This window comes from Collinsella sp. AM34-10 (genome assembly GCF_003469185.1).
GTDB lineage: Bacteria > Actinomycetota > Coriobacteriia > Coriobacteriales > Coriobacteriaceae > Collinsella.
The window spans coordinates 17,754-35,977 of the sequence record NZ_QSIL01000006.1 but is presented as its reverse complement, the minus strand read 5'-3'; the positions used below and the strand labels follow the sequence as shown (position 1 = coordinate 35,977).

Genomic DNA, 18,224 nt, shown 5'->3' with positions numbered 1-18,224 from the left:
GATGAGCGATTTCCATATGGTGGTGTGCGTCAAGGCGGTACCGGGAAGCACCGAGGTCAAGATGGACCCCAAAACCAATACCATCGTGCGTGATGGCAAGCAGGCGGTCATTAATCCCTTCGATGCAAGTGCCCTCGAATGCGCGCTGGCGCTCAAGGACGACTTTATCGGCTTTGGCATGGATGTGCGCGTGACGGTGGTGTCGATGGGTATCCCTGCAACCGAATCGCTGCTGCGCGACTGCATTGCCCGCGGCGCCGATGATGCGCTGCTGCTGACCGATCGCGCCTTTGCGGGCGCGGACACGTTGGCGACCACCTATGCCCTCAAATGCGGTATCGAGGCGCTCGACGAGGACTTCGACCTGCTCATCTGCGGCAAGATGGCGGTAGATGGCGATACCGCCCAGATTGGCCCCGAGCTGGCCGGCGCCTTCGAGATTCCCTGCGTGACCGATGTGAGCTGCGTGCAGAGCGCAGGTTTTACGACGTGCGGTGCGCTTTCGCTCGTTCACGGTTGCGATGCCGGCGAGGAGACGGTCTATCTGGAGATGCCGTGCGCGATGACGACCGCCAAGGAGATCGGCCAGCTGCGCATGCCGAGCATCGCCGGCATTCGCGCGGCCGAAGATGCGGATGTGCGGGTGGTCTGTGCTGCCGATGTACATGCTGACCCTTCGCGTTGCGGCCTTACCGGATCGCCGACGCAGGTCGTGCGCTCATTTGTGCCCGACCGCGACCAAACGTGCGAGGCCATCGAGGGCACGCCGGTCGAGCAGGCGGCAAAGATTGCCAAGATTATCGAGGGGATGGCATAGATGAGCGGACTGATAATCGATAGCGAGGCGTGCGTTGGCTGTGGCCGCTGCGTTCGCGCCTGTGCCTCGGGTGGCATTGTGATGGAGGGCGAGCGCCCCAACCGCTGCGCCCATGTGACCGACGGCTGTATCTTGTGCGGCGGGTGCGTCGACGCCTGCCCCGTCAATGCCATTTCGATCGAGCGCGACGAGGCCGCCGGCGCGGTTGACCTCGATGCGTATCGAGACATATGGGTATTCGTTCAGACCGACGATCACGATGTCGTGGCTCCGGTGGCCTACGAGCTCATGGGTAAGGGGCGCGAGCTTGCCGATGCTCGCGGTTGCCGTCTGGTGGCATTGGCCGGCATGGGCCCCGAGGGCTCGCTTGAGGACCTGGAACATCTGGTCTGCGCCGGTGCCGACGAGGTCGTGGTCTGCCGCGACGAGCGACTGCGCCAAAACGATGCGGAGATCTATGCTCGTCTCATCTGCGATTTGGTGGCCGAGCGCAGACCCGAGGCCATTCTGTACGGCGCGACCGCCTTTGGTCGTGAGCTGGCGCCCGGTGTGGCCGTACGCTTGCAGACGGGCCTTACGGCCGACTGTACGGTGCTTTCGATGGATACGGAGACGGGTCTACTGCAGCAGACCCGCCCGGCGTTTGGCGGCAACTTGATGGCCACCATTATCTGCCCCAATCATCGGCCGCAGATGGCAACGGTGCGCCCCGGCATCTTTGGGGCACCCAAGTTTGACTACAGCCGCTCTGGCACGATTACCCAGGTATCGCTTGCGAATGATGTTAAGGCCCGTGTCGAGATCTCGATTCCCGCCGAGGAGTGGGGGCAGCAGGCATCAATTGCCGATGCCGAGCGCCTGGTCGTGGTGGGCCGCGGCATCGGCTCCAAGAAGAATCTGCCCCTGATGCGAAAACTCGCCGATGCCTTGGGTGCCGAGCTTGGTTGCACGCGTCCCGTTGTGGAGGCAGGCTGGTTGGAGTATCGCCACCAGATTGGCCAGACCGGCGTGTCGGTTTCGCCCAAGCTCCTTGTGAGTATCGGCGTTTCGGGCGCTATCCAGCATCTTGCCGGCATCGGCGGCGCGGAGTGCATCATCGCTGTCAACGAGGACCCGGATGCCCCCATCTTCGGCGCTGCGCAGTACAAAGTTGTCGGTGACGCCGTCGAAGTTGTCGAGGAGCTTCTGGCCCAGCTCGAGCGCTAGGCGCTGGCCAGCCAGACTCGCATCTCTTTCTTTAGGCGTTCCCAGGTCGCTTGCGTGGCGGGGTCGGTAAAGGGCCGCACGATACCAAAAGGTGCGTCGAGCAGGCGGTAGATATCGCCCTGCTTGCGCGTCAGCGCGCGGCTTGCCGGATAGACGAGCTCAAACATAAAGCAGATAAGCCCCACCAAGTAGTCCGCGGGCTCATCGCGCTCATCGCGCGTGACGCAGCGGTGCTCGTCAAAGGCAGCCAGCGTCGGTGCCGAGAAGTGGCTGGCAAGAAACACGTCCTCATCCACTTTGAGGATGGTGTCGACGGTGCTGTCGGCGATGGTGCGCATAATGTCGACCTTGTCGCCATCGCGCACAATATCGCAGAAGCGCCGCGTGCGCTCGTCGAGCTGCGCGGGTAGACGGAAATCGCTGTGATAGGCAATGCTTGCGCGAATCAACTCGTCTTCTACCGGATCGTCGATAAAGTCGCGGATACTTGTTGTCGCGGGCGCGTCTGCAGGGTTTTCGCCAAAGAGAACCTCGACGCCCAACGCCGCATGGCTCATGCTCTCGGCATCCTTAAACGTGTCCCAGCGTCGCAGCTGCTCAAAGCGACCCATATCGTGCAGCAGGCCGCAAAGCCACGCTAGGTCAATGTCCTGAGGTGACCAGCCCTGTTCGCGTGCCACGGCATCGCATGCCTCGGCAACGTGGTACGTATGCTCGATTTTGAGCGCGATACGCGGATTGGCGGCATCGTAGGCATCGGTGTAGGTTTTGAAGGCCGCGGCAGCCCGCGTTCGATCGATAGCTGTCATAATGACTTCCTAAAAAGTTGTGTCTTTCTGTGTCTTTCGATCCGGTGGCAATTGTAGGTGAACTCGGTTGCCATCGGGCGATGGTTCTGCCGCGTCGTTGAATGCGGCTCGGAAATCTTGTCGGGACGAGGAACGTTATGGTGCTCAAAATCGTTAAAACCGTCTGGCCGGTGATGCTTACCTATGTTGCGATAGCCGCGCCGTGCGGAATGATTATGGCGCAGACGGGAATGGAACCCTGGATGGTTTTTGCCCTGAGCAGCACGTTCGTGACGGGCAGCGGGCAGTTTATGGTCTGCAACCTGTGGCTGGCAGGTGTGCCTGCGGCATCGATTGTCGCAAGTGTGGCCGCAATCTCCTCGCGCTTTGCGCTTTACTCGGCATCGATCGCACCGCATTTGAGGGGTGCTTCGAAGCGTCAGACGCTGGCTGTTGCCGCGACACTTACCGAGGAGGCATACGGCATTTCGCTTGCCAAGTTGGTTAAAGGGGAGGATTGGGGTCCGCTCGAGTCCTTTGTGCTCAACGTGATCCTCATCGCAACATGGGGCGTTTCGTGTACGACGGGCGCCATCGTCGGCGCCGCTGTTGATGTTCCCACCGCTATTGCGGGTTTTGTCTGCACATCGCTCTTTATCTGCCTACTCTTTTCGCAGCGACTGTCGCGCGGCAATGTCGTAGCTGCCGGTTTGGCTGCGGTGTCCGTCGCCATATGCAAGTTCTTGGGGTGGACGAATATCGCCGTGCCGGCAAGTGTGCTCGTCGGCGTTGTCACGGCACTCGCGTGCGATGTCCTCGCCGAGGGAAGGGGCGCTCGCGATGCCCGTTAATGAGTTTCTGGTTCTATGGCTGTCGTCATGGGCGGCCATCGCGTTTTTCCGCATTGCCCCGGCGTTTGCCTTGCGCGGGAGAACGCTGTCGCCCCGCGTTACCGAGGCCTTGGGTTATATTCCGCCTGCCGCCTTTGCGGCGCTGGTCGCCAACGATTTGATAAGCCCTGGCGCTTTCGACGCCGGCTTGTGGCAGGGCTTGATTCCCTGGATTGCGGCCGCCGGCGTCGTGGCGGTGGCAATCAAGACAAAGTCGATGTTGTGGTGCTGCGTCTCGGGCATCGTGTTCTATATCGTTTTAAGCTTCATATAAGAGCGGAGCACGTTTAGCGTCCCGGCACACGTATCGAATTTCTCACCGAGCCGGTCTGCTTCTTCTGGTACCATGGTCAAACTTTACTGTAGCAAAGTATGACGTGGGCTTTTGTTCTGCGTCAGCGGAAATGGGGGTTTCATGGCACAGGAAGCGACCGCCAACGAGCAAAAGAAATTCAAAGTCCCGCGTATCCCGGGTGACATCATGATCTACCCGATGATCGTTGGCCTTTTGCTCAATACCTTCTGCCCGCAGGTCTTTGAGATCGGCGGCTTCTTTACCGCCGCCTGCCGCGGTGGTTCCAACACCATCGTTGCCGCGATCCTGCTGTTTGTGGGTGCCGGCATCAGCTTTAAGTCCACGCCGGGCGCCATCAAGACCGGCATCGTTGTGCTGATTCCTAAGCTTGTTGTTGCGGCTGCCCTTGGCTTGGGTGTGGCATATTTCTTTAACGACAACTTCCTAGGTCTGAGCTCCGTGTCTATCATCGGCGGCATTACGTTTTGCAACATGGCGCTCTACACCGGCATCATGGGCGAGTTCGGCGACGAGTCCGAGCAAGGCGCCGTCGGTATCCTGTTCTTTACGGCCGGCCCCGCCGTCACGATGATCATCCTCGGTGTCTCGGGTCTCGCCAACATCCCCGTCGGCACCATCATCGGATCCATCCTGCCGCTTGTTATCGGCATGGTTCTGGGCAACTTGTTCCCGTTCATCAAGAACCTGCTGGTTCCCGGCGCCAATCCTGCGATTGCCGTTATCGGTTTTCAGCTCGGTGCGTCCATGAGTCTTTCGAGCTTTATCACCGGCGGCATTTCGGGCATCCTGCTGGGCCTCATCACGCTCTTTATCGTCGGTCCCATTACCTTTGCCTTCGAGCGCCTGTGCGGTGGTAACGGCAAGGCGGCCGTTGCCTGCTCCACTATCGCCGGCACGGCTATGACCACGCCGGTCGCCCTCGCCGAGGTCGCTCCGCGCTATGCCGAGCTTGCGCCCACCGCGTATGCGCAGATCGCCACCGCCGTCATCATCACGGCAATCATGGCCCCGATTCTGACCGGCTGGGTCGACAAGAAGTTTTGCCAGGGCAAGGAGGATCTGTCGCCTGCCGGTGTCGAGGCCATCGAGGAGGCCGTCGCGACCGACATCGATGGCGAATAGCAATCGCTACCCATCAATGATGCCGGAGTGCAATTCGCGCCGTTTGAGCGCCCGAACGATGACTGTTTTGCAGTGACGTTCGGGCGCTCTGCTATGATTCCCCTTACCCCTGCGGGTAGGGGGTGTTTGTTGCCCAGACCAGAATCGGGCGATTCTGACCACTTGAATATTGAATGGATGGCGTCTAGTGGTTAAGGCACTCAAAATTGAGATATTCCTGCTATGCATGATTGTTCTTATCGGGCTTGCCGCACGAAGCCGCCGCTCCTTGTTCTCGAGCACCCAGCAGCTTCTGTTTAGCATGCTGGGCTACACGTCTGCAGCCTACATTTTCTTCGATATGATCTGGACGCTCTCGGACGGCGTGAGCACTCCTGTAGGCATCACGGCCAACTGGATTTCCAACGCGGTCTCGTTTTCGCTGTTCGCCATCGCGTGCCTCATTTGGTTTTTCTATTCCGAGACAGTGCAGGGCTCACGCCTTTTGACCGCGCGCTATAGGGTGGCGCTCGTGACGTTGCCAACCGTATTGGTGGTCGTGCTGGCATTTACCAGCTACTGGACGCACACTATGTTCTATATCGATGCACAGGGCGTATATCGTCGCGGAGCGCTTTATATGATTCAGCCTATCGTTAGCTACTGCTACATCATATATACGTCTTTGCATGCCTTTATTCAGACTCGAAAAGTCGAAAGTCTGCAAAAGAAGGCCATTTATCGCACCCTCGCCTTTTTTGCGGTTCCCGCTCTGGTGGGCGGTACCTTCCAGGTTTTGTTTTCGGTACCGGGCCTTTGTGTCGGTATAACGCTGAGCATCCTGCTGCTCTACATCATCTACCAGGAGCAGCTGATCTCGACCGACCCGTTGACTGGCCTCAACAATCGCAACCGTTTTGAGACCTATATGCTGTCGCTCTTTTCAAATGTGGATCAGGCCGAAGATGTATATCTGCTTATGATGGACGCTGACGGCTTTAAGCAGATTAACGACCGGTATGGACATGTTGAGGGCGATCATGCCCTCCAGGTCATATCTGCTACGCTCAAAGAGGTCTGCTCGGCGTCTGGTGGCTTTATCGCACGTTATGGCGGCGATGAGTTTGTGGTGCTTCAAAAGGCGACGGCGGAGCAGGACATCATGTGTCTGTGCGCGGCAATCAGCGACGAGCTCGCGCGCGCCGAGGTCCCGTATCTGTTGCGGATGTCCATCGGCTACGCACGGGTTGGTGATGGCGTCGATACCTGGCAAGACTTGCTTCGCGCTGCCGACGCGGAGCTTTACCGCGTAAAGCGCGAGAAGAAGAAAGCCGGCGTCCAGATACGCTAGAAAAAAAGGGCGAACGCTGGCGTGCGTTGCGGCCCTCAGCTCACCGATGTACTCCATTAAGCTAAAGCATGTGAATCTCCTCTACTAAATAAGGGCGGTTCGCTAGGCTTTTTTGGGTTTGTTGACGATGATGATGCCGCCGCAGACCAACAGCAGGGCAACAAGTACGGTAACGGGGCTCGTGCCAGCGCCCTCGCCGAGCAGCAGTGCGCTCAACAGCACGCCAAAGACCGGGTTCATAAAGCCAAAGACCGAAACGCGGCTGACGGGGTTGACGGCGAGCAGGCGGGACCACAGCGAGTACGCGACGGCGGAAATGAGCGCCATATAAATGATGAGCGCGATGGCGGGGGCGATTTCGGTGGGGGAAAACGTGCCGCCCATCAAAAACCCGATTGCGGTAAGGACCACGCCACCGACTAAAAACTGCCAGCCGGCGAGCAAGACGCCGTCATGCTCGCGCGAGAAGATGCCAATGAGGCAGGTCGACAGGGCGCCCGCAACAGTGGAAGCCAAGATAAATCCCTCGCCGTCGAGCGTAAAGCCAAAGGTGCCATCCGCGCCCGAAAGGTTGACGAGCGCGACGCCTGCAAAGCCCAGCACACAGCCAAGCACCTTGGGCGTATTGAGCCTCTCGGTGTGAAATGCCAAGGCGGCAAAGAGAATTGCGAGGAAGTTGGCGCTGGCCTCGATGATGGAACTCGACATGGCGCTGGCGCGCGAGAGTCCTAGGTAGAAAAAGAAGTACTGCCCGATAGTCTGGAAGAGTGACAAGACAAAGATGGGCTTGATGTCACGAGCCTGCGGAATGAGGGGGCGGCGTTGGGCCGCACTCATCCCAACGATAACCAGGGCGCCGGCAAGCGTGAAGCGCAAGCCCGCAAAGAGCAGCTGTGAGGCGCTATCGTGCGCGGGGATGCCAAAGAGCCCGTAACCGATCTTGATGCAGGGGAAAGCCGACCCCCAGAGCGCACAGCAGACGAGGCAGCCCAGGATGAGCCCGGGTAGGGTGGCGAGATACGGCTTGCGGCTTTCCATGATGTCCTTCCTGTATGCGCGAAGCAAAAAAGAACCCGCCACCGGGTGTGCCGGTGGCGGGTGTTGTTACCCGAGGGGATTGTACCCGATGGGACGCATTAAGCGAAGTAGGCCACGCCGCTCTCAAAGATCGGCATGAACTTATCGCCGGGGACATGCTCGGGCACGTTGCGGTACAGGTTGTCGCCACGACGCTCGGCATGGCCCATCTTGCCCAGGACGCGGCCGTCGGGGCTCGTGATGCCCTCGATGGCGAGTGCGGAGCCGTTGGGGTTGACGGAAAGGTCCATGCTGGGCTTGCCGTCCTCGCCCACGTACTGCGTGGCGACCTGGCCGTTGGCGATGAGCTGGGCGAGCACCTCGTCGCTGGCGACAAAGCGGCCCTCGCCGTGGCTGATGGCGACGGTGTAGGGGTCGTCCAGGCTGCACTGCGATAGCCACGGGGACAGGTTGGACGAGATGCGGGTGCGCACCAGACGGCTCTGATGGCGACCGATGGTGTTGAACGTCAGCGTGGGCGCATCGGGCGTGGCGTCGACGATGTCGCCGTAGGGCACCAGACCGAGCTTGATCAGGGCCTGGAAGCCGTTGCAGATGCCCAGCATCAGGCCGTCGCGGGCCTTGAGCAGGTCGCGGACTGCCTCGGTGACCTCGGGAGCGCGGAAGAACGCCGTGATGAACTTGGCGGAGCCATCGGGCTCGTCGCCGCCCGAGAAGCCGCCGGGGATCATGACGATCTGGCTTGCACGGATGCGGCGGGCAAGCTCGTGGGTGCTTTCGGCGACGGCCTCGGGCGTGAGGTTGTTGATCACGAAGGTGTCGGCCTCGGCGCCGGCGGCGCGGAAAGCGCGGGCGCTATCGTACTCGCAGTTGTTGCCGGGGAACACGGGGATTACCACGCGCGGGCGGGCGATCTTGGCGCCGCTGTACACGTGGATATCCTTGGCACGGAAGTCGATGGTCTCGACCTTGGCAGTCTCGCCGGCGCTGCGGTAGGCAAAGACGCCCTCGATGCCGCTCTCCCAGGCCTCCTGGAGCTCGGCGAGCTCGATGACCTCGGAGCCGGTGTCGATGACATAGCCCTCGACGGTGGTGCCCAGGGGCTCGACGACAACGCCGTCGGCGATCTCGGGCAGCTCGGCATCCTCGGCGAGCTCGACGATAAAGCTGCCGTAAAGCGGGGTGAAGAGGCTCTCCACGTCTACATCCTCGGCAAGCTCGATACCGATCTGGTTACCGACGCACATCTTAAAGAGGCTCTCGGCGCCGCAGCCGTAGCCGGGCGTGGAGACGGCCAGGGCGTCGCCGGTGGCGGTGAGCGCCTCGACGGCGTCAAATGCGGCGAGCAGCTGCTGGGCATCGGGGCGGTAGTCCTCGCCATAGGTGGCGGGGGCGACACGGACGACGCGATGCGTGAGACCCTTGAACTCGGGGGAGACAGCGCGGTCCGCCTTGCCAACGGCGACAGCGAAGCTGATCAGGGTCGGCGGAACGTTGAGCTCGCCGGCTTCGTCTTCAAACGAGCCACTCATGGAATCCTTGCCGCCGATGGCGCCGGCACCCAGGTCGACCTGGGCCATAAGGGCGCCCAGGACGGCTGCCATGGGCTTGCCCCAACGCTCGGCCTCGGTGCGCAGACGCTCAAAGTACTCCTGGAAGGAGAGATAGGCGCGCTTGTGCTCAAAGCCGGCGGCCACGAGCTTGGCGATGGACTCGACCACGGACAGGTAGGCGCCCGCAAACTGGTCGGCCTCCATCAGATAGGGGTTGAAGCCCCATGCCATAGCGCTCGCCGTGGTGGTCTCGCCGTCCACGGGGAACTTGGCGACCATGGCCGAGCTTGGGGTGAGCTGCGTCTTGCCGCCAAAGGGCATGAGCACGGTCGCGGCGCCGATGGTGGAGTCAAAGCGCTCGGAAAGACCCTTGTTGGAGGCGACGTTAAGGTCGGTGACGAGCGAGGTCATGCGCTCGGCAAGCGTGGTGCCGGCCCAGCTGGGCTGCCACACGCTGCGGGCGCAGACGTGGGCGACCTGGTGCTTGGGCGCACCGTTGGAATTGAGGAACTCGCGGGACAGATCGACGATGGCGACGCCGTTCCAGGCCATGCGCATGCGCGGCTCGGCGGTAACCTCGGCGATGACGGTTGCCTCCAGGTTCTCCTCGGCGGCGTAGCCCATGAACTCCTCGACGTCACCGTCGGCGACGGCGCAGGCCATGCGCTCCTGGGACTCGGAAATGGCGAGCTCGGTGCCGTCCAAGCCGTCGTACTTCTTGGTCACGGTATCAAGGTCGACATACAGGCCGTCGGCAAGCTCGCCCACGGCGACCGAGACGCCGCCGGCGCCAAAGTCGTTGCAGCGCTTGATCAGACGGCAGGCATCGCCGCGGCGGAACAGACGCTGCAGTTTGCGCTCGACCGGGGCGTTGCCCTTCTGGACTTCGGCACCCGAGGTCTCGATGGACTCGGTGTTCTGGGTCTTGGAGGAGCCGGTGGCGCCACCGATGCCGTCACGGCCGGTGCGGCCACCCAGCAGGATGATCTTGTCGGTGGGGGCGGGGCACTCGCGACGAACGTGGTTTGCCGGGGTGGCGCCCACGACGGCGCCGACCTCCATGCGCTTGGCCACGTAACCGGGGTGATAGAGCTCGTTGACCTGGCCGGTGGCAAGGCCAATCTGGTTGCCGTAGCTGGAGTAGCCGGCGGCAGCGGTGGTTACGAGCTTGCGCTGCGGCAACTTGCCCTCGAGCGTCTCGGAAACCGGGACGGTGGGGTCGCCGGCGCCGGTGACACGCATGGCCTGGTACACATAGCTGCGGCCCGAGAGCGGGTCGCGGATGGCGCCGCCCACGCAGGTGGCGGCACCGCCGAAGGGCTCGATCTCGGTCGGGTGGTTATGGGTCTCGTTCTTAAAGAGGAACAGCCAGTCCTGGTCCTCGCCGTCGACATCGACCTTCACCTTGACGGTGCAGGCGTTGATCTCCTCGGATTCGTCGACATCGGTCATGACGCCGGTCTTCTTGAGGTACTTGGCGCCGATGGTGCCCATGTCCATGAGGCAGACGGGCTTGGCGTCGCGACCGAGCTCGTGGCGCATCTCCATGTAGCGGTCGAAGGCCTGCTGCACCACGGCGTCGTCGATCGTCACGTCATCTAGGACGGTGCCGAAGGTGGTGTGGCGGCAGTGGTCGGACCAGTAGGTGTCGATCACGCGGATCTCGGTGATGGTGGGGTCGCGGTTCTCATCGCGGAAGTACTGCTGGCAGAAGGCGATGTCCGCCTCGTCCATAGCAAGACCGCGATCGGCGATGAAGACGGCAAGGCCGGCCTCATCGAGCTCGCGGAAGCCGTCGAGCACTTCGACGGGCTGGGGCTCGGGGGTCTCCATGTACAGCGTCTCGGGCAAGTCGAGCGAGGCGATGCGCGCCTCGACGGGGTTCACCACGTAGTGCTTGATGGCCTTGATGGCGGCTTCGTCCAGAGCGCCCGAGATCATATAGACCTTGGCGGAGCGCACGGCGGGGCGCTCGCCCTGGCTGATGAGCTGCACGCACTCGCTGGCGGAGTCGGCGCGCTGGTCAAACTGGCCAGGCAGGAATTCGACGGCAAAGACGGCGCCATCGCTTGCGGGGAGCTCGTCGTAGGTCACATCGACCTGGGGCTCGCTAAAGACGGTCGGCACGCAGGAGCGGAAAAGCTCCTCGTCGATGCCCTCGACGTCGTAGCGGTTGATGATCCTCAGGGCCTCGATGCCCTTGATGCCGAGAATTTCGGTCAGCTCGCCCTTGAGCTGCTGAGCCTCGACGTCGAACCCGGGTTTCTTCTCCACGTAGATACGAGAGACCATTGGTTCCTGCCTTCCTGATCGGTTGGGCGTACGGTACGGTATGCGGCAGCGGTCGGTTTGCGGGGCAAGCCTCGCGGTCGCCTTGAGCCACATGTTTGTAAACCTCACTATGATACGACAGCTCGCGGCGCGGTGAGGACGGCGAGGGTGCTACAGTGAAGCGCAAACAAGAGAAAGGCATCACATGGCATTCGTTTCGCTCGCCATCATCGCACTCGTGGCCTTTGCAAGCCCCTTCATCGCCTCGGCGATTCCTGGAAAACCCGTTCCCGAGACGGTCTTTTTGCTCGTGCTCGGCGCGGTGCTGGGACCCCATATGCTCGGCGTCATCCATGTAGATGCCGAGGTCTCGCTTGTGTCCGAGCTGGGCCTGGCCTTTTTGTTCCTGCTTGCCGGCTTTGAGATCGACCCCAAGAGCATCACGGGCGTCGAGGGGCGCTACGGCTTGGCGACGTGGGTCGTCACGTTTGGTATCGCCTGGCTTGCCGTGCGCTTTACCCCGTGGTTCTCGGTCAGTCATTTCGACGGTATCGCCGTGACGCTTGCCCTCACTTCGACGGCGCTCGGCACGCTCGTGCCTATCATGCGTGAGCGCTCGCTCACCGGCACGCGCGTGGGCGACTCGATTCTCGCGTATGGCACCTGGGGTGAGCTCGGCCCCGTGCTCGCCATGTCGGTGCTGCTGTCTGCCCGCACCGGCATCCAAACGCTCGTAATCCTTGGCTTGTTTGCGGTGGTCTGTGTGTTGCTGGCCGTGGTCCCGAGCCGCTCCAAGCGCGTCGGCAGCCGCTTCTTTGCGTTTGTCGAGGAACGCGCCGATACCACGTCGCAGACCTTCGTGCGCCTGACGGTGCTCATCCTGGTCACGCTCGTGGCGTTCTCGGCTGTCTTTGATCTCGACATCGTGTTGGGTTCTTTTGCCGCCGGCTTTGTCCTGCGCTATATCATCCCCGAGGGCAACCATACGCTTGAGACCAAGCTCGACGGCCTGGCCTACGGCTTTTTGATCCCGGTGTTCTTTACCGTGTCGGGCGCTAAGATCGACCTGACGGCCGTGGTGTCGCGCCCCGGGCTGCTCGTGGGCTTTATCTTGGCGCTGCTGATCATTCGCGCGGTGCCGATCCTTGTCTCTATGAGCATTTGTCCCGTGACGCGCGATGTGTCGGCGTATGGCCGCATTACCGTGGCGCTCTACTGCACCACGGCGCTGCCGATCATCGTTGCCGTAACGAGCGTGGCCGTCAACGCGGGCGCGCTGTCGCAAGATATTGCGTCGGTCATGGTTGCCGCCGGTGCCATCACGGTGTTCTTGATGCCATTGCTCGCGCAGCTCTTCTACCGCGTGGTCGACGCCGCGCCGGTCGCCGCCGTGGCGGAGGTTGCCGAGCATCCATCCGATGCACTTGACATCCTGCGCGCCCATCACGATTTGGCGAGCCTGCTCGCACGCGAGCACGAGCTGCTGACCTCGCATGGCCATGGTCGCGTATTCGAGGGCCTGCCTACGCTCGATACGATTGCCGAGCGTCTTTCCGCCGAGGCGGCGAGCGGCCACATCGATGCCCGCATCGTGGACGCGGCGCGTCTTCTTGCCGATAAGACCTATGGTGATGAGATCGACCCGTCCGAGCTGACTCCGCGTGAGCGCCGCCGCCTTGAGCGCGCCAAGCTCGCCGTACACGAATACCGCCGCCGCATGCTGGAGCTCTACGCGCGCGATGAAGCCCAGGACGACGACGGCAAGTAGCAAGGAATGTCGGGATACGGGTTCCGTCCAAATAATAGAAGGCGCGCTGCCTGCGGTTGATGCGGACAGCGCGCCTTTTGCGTTGAACTCTGTTGAGGTCCGAAGCCGAAACTTTCGACCTTTAGGAGCGGGCTGCCCCGTCGACGGGGAGGATGGCGCCCGTGACATAGGAGGACATGTCGCTCGCAAGGAAAACGAAGGCGTTGGCAACGTCCTCGGGCTCGCCCATGCGACCGAGCGGAATAGTGGCGATGATGGGCTTGATGACCTCTTCGGGCAGGTTGGCGACCATATCGGTCTTGGTTACGCCTGGGGCAACGGCGTTGACGCGAATGCCCATGGGGGCGAGCTCGCGCGAGAGCGACTGGACCATGCCGTTGACGGCAAACTTAGACGTGGGGTAGCCGACGCCAGAGGGCTGGCCGTACTTGGCGACCATCGAGCTTGTGGTAGTGATGGTGCCGCCGTGGCCGGCCTCGGTCATGATCTTGGCGGCAGCCTGGTGACCGTTAAAGACGGCGACGACGTTGAGGTCCATAACTTTGGCGAACTCCTCGGCTGTATAGTCCAAAAGGGGTGAGCGCTGGGAGATTCCGGCGTTGTTGACGACCGTATCGAGACCGCCCATATCGGCTGCAGCCTGGGTAAAGGCCTCGGTCACGGCTTCGAGTGAGGTGAGGTCGCAGGAGCGACCCCAGACCTTGGCGTCGGGATAGACGGCTGTCAGCTTCTCAACGGCCGCATCGGCGGTCTCCTGACGCGAGCCAAAGACGGTGACGGCGGCGCCCTCCTCGATAAAACGGCAGGCGATGGCATAGCCGATACCGCGCGTGCCTCCGGTGATGATTGCTTTCTTGCCCTCGAGCAACATGGTGCCTCCATTCTTCGGGGGTGGACGTACGCAGCACAGGATAGCGGCAGACAAAAACAAACATGCCTGCTTATCGGTAAGCGGTACCCCTGGTTGACACCGAACGGTCAAATTGCTCAAACGCGGATCGTGTCAATGCACCCCGAGCGTGCAAATGAAAGGGCTCCCGTCCAAGACTAGACGGGAGCCCTTCGAGCAAATGCGTTGTGGGGTGTAAACCGAACTAGTTCGCCATGACGCCTTCGGTCCAAGCCTCAACGTCCTCGATGCGCAGGACGTTGGCGACCTCGGCCACGCAGTCGACGCTGGCAAGCTCGGCGGCGGCAGCCTGGACATTCTTCTCGAGCGCGCGGTGCGTCAGGAAGATGACCGAGCAGGCATCGCTGACACCCGACTTGCCGTCCTCGACTTGGTTGATGAGCGAGATCGAAATGTTGTGCTTGGCAAAGATGTCGACCGTCTCGGACAGGGCGCCCACGCGGTCGGCGACCTTCAGGCGCACATAGTACTTGGTCTGGAGCTCGTCCATGGGCTTAAAGGCGAGGTTGTGACCATAGGGCTCAATCTCGGGCAGCGGAGCCACGCCCCGGCTGATCTGCTCGGAGAGCGACAGGATATCGCCCACGACGGCGCTCGCGGTGGGGAAGGAGCCTGCGCCGGCACCGTAGAACATGGTCTCGCCCACGGCGTCGCCCACTACGTAAACAGCGTTCATGGCGCCGTTGACCTTGGCAAGCATGTGGTCGGCGGGGATCAGCGTGGGATGCACGCGGACGTCGACGCCGGCGTCGGTGTTGCGGGCGATGCCGAGCAGCTTAATGGTGTAGCCGAGCTCGCGGGCCTGGGCGATGTCCTCGGCGCCGATGGTGCGGATACCCTGCTGGTACACATCATCGGTGGTAACGCGGGTGCCAAAGCCGATGGAGGCGAGGATGGCCGTCTTGCTGGCGGCGTCGAAGCCGTCGACGTCGGCGGACGGGTCGGCCTCGGCATAGCCCTTGGCCTGCGCGTCGGCGAGCACGTCGGCGTAATCGGCGCCCTCGGCGTCCATGCGCGACAGGATATAGTTGGTGGTGCCGTTGAGGATGCCGGCGATGGTCAGGATCTTGTTGCCCACCAGGTCGTGCTCAAGCGTGCTCACGATGGGGATGCCGCCGCCGCAACTGGCCTCGCACTTAATCTGCACGCCGCACGCACGCGCCTTCTCGGCAAGCGTCTCGACGTGACGGCCCAGCAGGGCCTTGTTGGCAGAGACGACGTGCTTGCCGTGCTCAAAGGCAGTGGTAAAGATCTCGGTTGCGGGATGCTCGCCGCCGATCAGCTCGACGACGATGTCGACGGCGGGGTCGGTGACGACGTCGTGCCAGTCACTCGTAAAGGCCTCGCGCTCAATGCCTGCCGACTCGGCTTGCTCCCAAGCAAGCGCGCAGGCGCGGGTCAGCTTAAGGTCGATGCCGTAGGCTGCCAGGTACTCATCGTGGTGGCTCTTGATCAGACGGGCCACGCCGCCGCCGACGGTTCCCAGACCGATGAGGCCGACGTTCACGGTGCGCAGGGGTTCGCTCATAGATAGCTCCTTCGTGCATCTTATGGATGGATTAACCGCTTAAAGGTTGAGTGCATTCTAGCGTGAACCGAGGGCGCGTGCTCGCCAGTTAACAGGAGTCGCACAAAACGGCACCCCCGAAACGCTGCGGAAACATTGGAAACACGCTCGCTACATACGACCTACGGCCTATGTGATCCAGGACGGCAAGTACATTGCCGCCTAGGTGCGCACAAAACGCGAACGGTGAGGCTGTTTATTCAGGGCAAGTACGCTTGAAACAGAATGGAAACATTACTTTTACTTAATAAAGTGGCATTTATGCATAAAGCAATGGAAATACGCAGAAATATGGATAAATGAACAAATCCAAAGAAAAGTTGAAATAATCGCCACTTTTCCTAACTAAAGCGTCTACTATTTTGCGAACGCCGAACACGGCGAAGGATGGCCTGTCGGGTAACCGAAACCCGACGAGATTTGAGAGGAGAGCCGCATGTCGAGCCTCACCGGTAAGTCATTGAACCCTGTTATGAATCGCAGGAGCGTTATCGCGAGCGCAGCAGGTCTGGGGGCGATGTCTATTCTAGCTGGCTGCTCCTCTAACGGCGGCGATAGCGGTTCCGCGTCGGGCGACGCTTCGTTTAAGATTGGCACCATCGGCCCGCTGACCGGAGCCAACGCGTCCTACGGCAAGTCCGTTACACAGGCTGTCGAGCTTGGCTGCAAGGATTTCTCGACTAAGGAGCTGCCGCTTGTCAGCAAGGCCGAGGACGACCAGGCCGACGGCGAGAAGGCCGTCAACGCCTTCAACACCCTGCTCGACTGGGGCATGCAGGCCCTCGTCGGTCCGACCACCACGGGTGCGTCGGTCGCCGTTGCCGCAGAGTGCGGTAACGACCCCGAGACGTTCATGATCACCCCGTCCGCTTCCTCCGAGGACGTTACCAAGGGCAAGGATTGCGTCTTCCAGGTTTGCTTTACCGACCCCAACCAAGGTGTCAACGCTGCCAAGTTCCTGGCGCAGAAGTATGCGAACGAGAAGTTCGTGCTGTTCTATAACTCCGGCGACGCCTATTCTTCGGGCATCGCAGATTCCTTTAAGGCCCAGGCCGCTAAGTCTAAGCTTGAGATTGTCGACGAGGAGACCTTTAAGGACGACTCCGCCACGAGCTTTACCAACCAGCTGACCAAGGCCAAGCAGGCAGGCGCCACCATGATCTTTGCGCCGATCTACTACACGCCGGCGTCCGTCCTGCTCAAGAACGCCAAGGACATGGGCTACGACGTCAAGATGATGGGCTGCGACGGCATGGATGGCATCCTGGGCGTTGAGGGCTTCGACACCTCTCTTGCCGAGGGTCTGCTGCTCATGACCCCGTTCTCCGCCGACGACGAGAAGAACGCCGACTTCGTCAACGCCTACAAGGATAAGTACGGCGATACCCCCGACCAGTTTGCCGCCGACGCCTACGACGGCGTGCATGCTGTGGTCGAGGCCCTCAAGGAGGCCGGCCTGGGTGTCGACGCCGACCCCACCGAGGTTGCCGAGAAGCTTCCCGAGGCTATGCGCAACATTACTGTTGACGGCCTGACTGGCAAGCTCTCCTGGAACGACAAGGGCCAGGTCCAGAAGGACCCGACGGCGTACGTCATTACCGACGGCAAGTACGTACAGGCCTAATAGGCCGCCTTACATAGAGCGGTTTTGATCCCAAGCAGGGGAGGTTTTGGCCTTCCCTGCTTGCTTGGTATCTAGGGACGATGTAACGTCCCTGTTTCATACATCAACTGGAAACCTATTTGAAAGGGGGATGTGGAACATGACGGTCTTTATCCAATACCTGGTCAACGGCCTGTCCATGGGTAGCGTCTACGCCATCATCGCGTTGGGCTACACCATGGTCTACGGTATCGCCAAGATGCTCAACTTCGCTCACGGCGACGTCATCATGGTCGGTGCCTATGTCTCGTTCTGCGCCACGTCGTATCTCGGCCTCCCGGGCTGGGCATCTGTAGTTCTCTCCTGTGTGGTCTGCACGGTTCTCGGTGTTCTCATCGAGGGTCTGGCATACAAGCCGCTGCGTCAGGCGGGCCCGCTGGCCGTTCTGATCACGGCCATCGGCGTGTCCTACTTCCTGCAGAACGCCGCGCAGCTCCTGTGGGGCGCCACGCCCAAGAACTTCACTTCGCTCGTCACCTTCCCGGTGCCGGAGTTCTTGGCCAAGTTCAACGTAAGCGCCGTCTCGCTCGTCACCATCGTCGCCTGCCTGGTTATCATGGCCGGTCTGATGTTCTTTACAGGTAAGACCAAGATGGGCAAGGCCATGCGCGCCGTGTCCGAGGACAAGGCCGCCGCTCAGCTCATGGGCATCAACGTCAACCGCACCATCTCGATGACGTTTGCCATCGGCTCTGCCCTTGCCGCTATCGCCGGCGTGCTGCTGTGCTCCTACTCGCCGGTACTGCAGCCCACGACGGGCGCCATGCCTGGCATTAAGGCCTTCGACGCTGCCGTTTTCGGCGGCATCGGCTCCATCCCCGGTGCCTTTGTCGGCGGCATTCTCATCGGCATCATCGAGGCGATGGCGCAGGCCTACATTTCCACGAGCCTTGCCAACTCCATCGTCTTTGGTGTTTTGATCATCGTCCTGCTCGTCAAGCCTGCCGGCCTCTTGGGCAAGTACGTCCCCGAGAAGGTGTAGGTG

14 protein-coding genes are annotated in these 18,224 nt (G+C 61.3%); 9 read left to right on the top strand and 5 right to left on the bottom strand.

From position 1 onward, the window contains the following. The first annotated feature begins 1 nt into the window (after position 1). Complete coding sequence (locus DW823_RS06705; RefSeq protein ID WP_118081271.1) at positions 2-817, top strand: electron transfer flavoprotein subunit beta/FixA family protein; 816 nt, start codon at positions 2-4, stop codon at positions 815-817. After that, positions 818-2,023: an electron transfer flavoprotein subunit alpha gene (locus tag DW823_RS06700; protein WP_118081269.1), complete on the top strand. Its 1,206-nt coding sequence runs from the start codon at positions 818-820 to the stop codon at positions 2,021-2,023. Here the strand turns inward: DW823_RS06700 and DW823_RS06695 are convergent. After that, positions 2,020-2,832: an HD domain-containing protein gene (locus DW823_RS06695; protein ID WP_118081267.1), complete on the bottom strand. Its 813-nt coding sequence runs from the start codon at positions 2,830-2,832 to the stop codon at positions 2,020-2,022. The genes DW823_RS06700 and DW823_RS06695 overlap by 4 nt on opposite strands. Before the next feature lie 137 nt (positions 2,833-2,969). Between DW823_RS06695 and DW823_RS06690 the strand changes: the two genes are divergently transcribed. The 4 genes from DW823_RS06690 (at position 2,970) to DW823_RS06675 (ending at position 6,469) form a co-directional block, all read left to right on the top strand. Further along, on the top strand, positions 2,970-3,662 hold the full coding sequence (locus DW823_RS06690) for an AzlC family ABC transporter permease (RefSeq protein WP_158567286.1): 693 nt from the start codon (positions 2,970-2,972) through the stop codon (positions 3,660-3,662). Beyond that, positions 3,652-3,975, top strand: a complete 324-nt coding sequence (locus tag DW823_RS06685) for an AzlD domain-containing protein (protein ID WP_117716470.1) — start codon at positions 3,652-3,654, stop codon at positions 3,973-3,975. Before DW823_RS06690 ends, DW823_RS06685 begins: the two co-directional genes overlap by 11 nt. A 141-nt stretch (positions 3,976-4,116) precedes the next feature. Then, complete coding sequence (locus DW823_RS06680; protein WP_118081263.1) at positions 4,117-5,139, top strand: 2-keto-3-deoxygluconate permease; 1,023 nt, start codon at positions 4,117-4,119, stop codon at positions 5,137-5,139. A 226-nt stretch (positions 5,140-5,365) separates the two neighbouring features. Further along, on the top strand, positions 5,366-6,469 hold the full coding sequence (locus tag DW823_RS06675; RefSeq protein WP_147350669.1) for a GGDEF domain-containing protein: 1,104 nt from the start codon (positions 5,366-5,368) through the stop codon (positions 6,467-6,469). 102 nt (positions 6,470-6,571) lie between these two features. Here the strand turns inward: DW823_RS06675 and DW823_RS06670 are convergent, their stop codons facing one another. Together DW823_RS06670 and DW823_RS06665 are read right to left on the bottom strand one after the other, a co-directional pair. Continuing rightward, positions 6,572-7,507 carry a DMT family transporter gene (locus tag DW823_RS06670; RefSeq protein ID WP_055250645.1) on the bottom strand — a complete coding sequence of 312 codons (936 nt, stop codon included), beginning with the start codon at positions 7,505-7,507 and terminating at the stop codon, positions 6,572-6,574. A 98-nt stretch (positions 7,508-7,605) separates the two neighbouring features. Next, the gene (locus DW823_RS06665; RefSeq protein ID WP_118081259.1) at positions 7,606-11,352 is read right to left on the bottom strand and encodes a phosphoribosylformylglycinamidine synthase; all 3,747 of its coding nucleotides are present in this window, start codon (positions 11,350-11,352) and stop codon (positions 7,606-7,608) included. A 184-nt stretch (positions 11,353-11,536) separates the two neighbouring features. Between DW823_RS06665 and DW823_RS06660 the strand changes: the two genes are divergently transcribed. After that, positions 11,537-13,099, top strand: a complete 1,563-nt coding sequence (locus DW823_RS06660; RefSeq protein ID WP_118081257.1) for a cation:proton antiporter — start codon at positions 11,537-11,539, stop codon at positions 13,097-13,099. A gap of 121 nt (positions 13,100-13,220) precedes the next feature. On the opposite strand, the gene DW823_RS06655 is transcribed toward DW823_RS06660, so the two are convergent. Both DW823_RS06655 and DW823_RS06650 read right to left on the bottom strand, forming a co-directional pair. Continuing rightward, complete coding sequence (locus DW823_RS06655; RefSeq protein ID WP_118081255.1) at positions 13,221-13,970, bottom strand: SDR family NAD(P)-dependent oxidoreductase; 750 nt, start codon at positions 13,968-13,970, stop codon at positions 13,221-13,223. A 223-nt stretch (positions 13,971-14,193) separates the two neighbouring features. After that, complete coding sequence (locus tag DW823_RS06650) at positions 14,194-15,537, bottom strand: homoserine dehydrogenase (RefSeq protein WP_118081253.1); 1,344 nt, start codon at positions 15,535-15,537, stop codon at positions 14,194-14,196. Between the two features lie 475 nt (positions 15,538-16,012). On the opposite strand from DW823_RS06650, the gene DW823_RS06645 reads away from it, so the two are divergent. Then, positions 16,013-17,200: an ABC transporter substrate-binding protein gene (locus DW823_RS06645; RefSeq protein ID WP_117821258.1), complete on the top strand. Its 1,188-nt coding sequence runs from the start codon at positions 16,013-16,015 to the stop codon at positions 17,198-17,200. A gap of 139 nt (positions 17,201-17,339) precedes the next feature. Continuing rightward, entirely contained in the window at positions 17,340-18,221 is an 882-nt protein-coding gene (locus DW823_RS06640) for a branched-chain amino acid ABC transporter permease (RefSeq protein ID WP_040358647.1), read from the top strand. The last annotated feature ends 3 nt before the right edge of the window (positions 18,222-18,224 follow it).

Bases quoted from the DNA above. Each gene is read 5' to 3' on its own strand.
- DW823_RS06705 (WP_118081271.1), top strand. From the start codon at position 2: ATGAGCGATTTCCATATGGTGGTGTGCGTCAAGGCGGTACCGGGAAGC.
- DW823_RS06700 (WP_118081269.1), top strand. From the start codon at position 818: ATGAGCGGACTGATAATCGATAGCGAGGCGTGCGTTGGCTGTGGCCGC.
- DW823_RS06695 (WP_118081267.1), bottom strand. From the start codon at position 2,832: ATGACAGCTATCGATCGAACGCGGGCTGCCGCGGCCTTCAAAACCTAC.
- DW823_RS06690 (WP_158567286.1), top strand. From the start codon at position 2,970: ATGGTGCTCAAAATCGTTAAAACCGTCTGGCCGGTGATGCTTACCTAT.
- DW823_RS06685 (WP_117716470.1), top strand. From the start codon at position 3,652: ATGCCCGTTAATGAGTTTCTGGTTCTATGGCTGTCGTCATGGGCGGCC.
- DW823_RS06680 (WP_118081263.1), top strand. From the start codon at position 4,117: ATGGCACAGGAAGCGACCGCCAACGAGCAAAAGAAATTCAAAGTCCCG.
- DW823_RS06675 (WP_147350669.1), top strand. From the start codon at position 5,366: ATGATTGTTCTTATCGGGCTTGCCGCACGAAGCCGCCGCTCCTTGTTC.
- DW823_RS06670 (WP_055250645.1), bottom strand. From the start codon at position 7,507: ATGGAAAGCCGCAAGCCGTATCTCGCCACCCTACCCGGGCTCATCCTG.
- DW823_RS06665 (WP_118081259.1), bottom strand. From the start codon at position 11,352: ATGGTCTCTCGTATCTACGTGGAGAAGAAACCCGGGTTCGACGTCGAG.
- DW823_RS06660 (WP_118081257.1), top strand. From the start codon at position 11,537: ATGGCATTCGTTTCGCTCGCCATCATCGCACTCGTGGCCTTTGCAAGC.
- DW823_RS06655 (WP_118081255.1), bottom strand. From the start codon at position 13,970: ATGTTGCTCGAGGGCAAGAAAGCAATCATCACCGGAGGCACGCGCGGT.
- DW823_RS06650 (WP_118081253.1), bottom strand. From the start codon at position 15,537: ATGAGCGAACCCCTGCGCACCGTGAACGTCGGCCTCATCGGTCTGGGA.
- DW823_RS06645 (WP_117821258.1), top strand. From the start codon at position 16,013: ATGTCGAGCCTCACCGGTAAGTCATTGAACCCTGTTATGAATCGCAGG.
- DW823_RS06640 (WP_040358647.1), top strand. From the start codon at position 17,340: ATGACGGTCTTTATCCAATACCTGGTCAACGGCCTGTCCATGGGTAGC.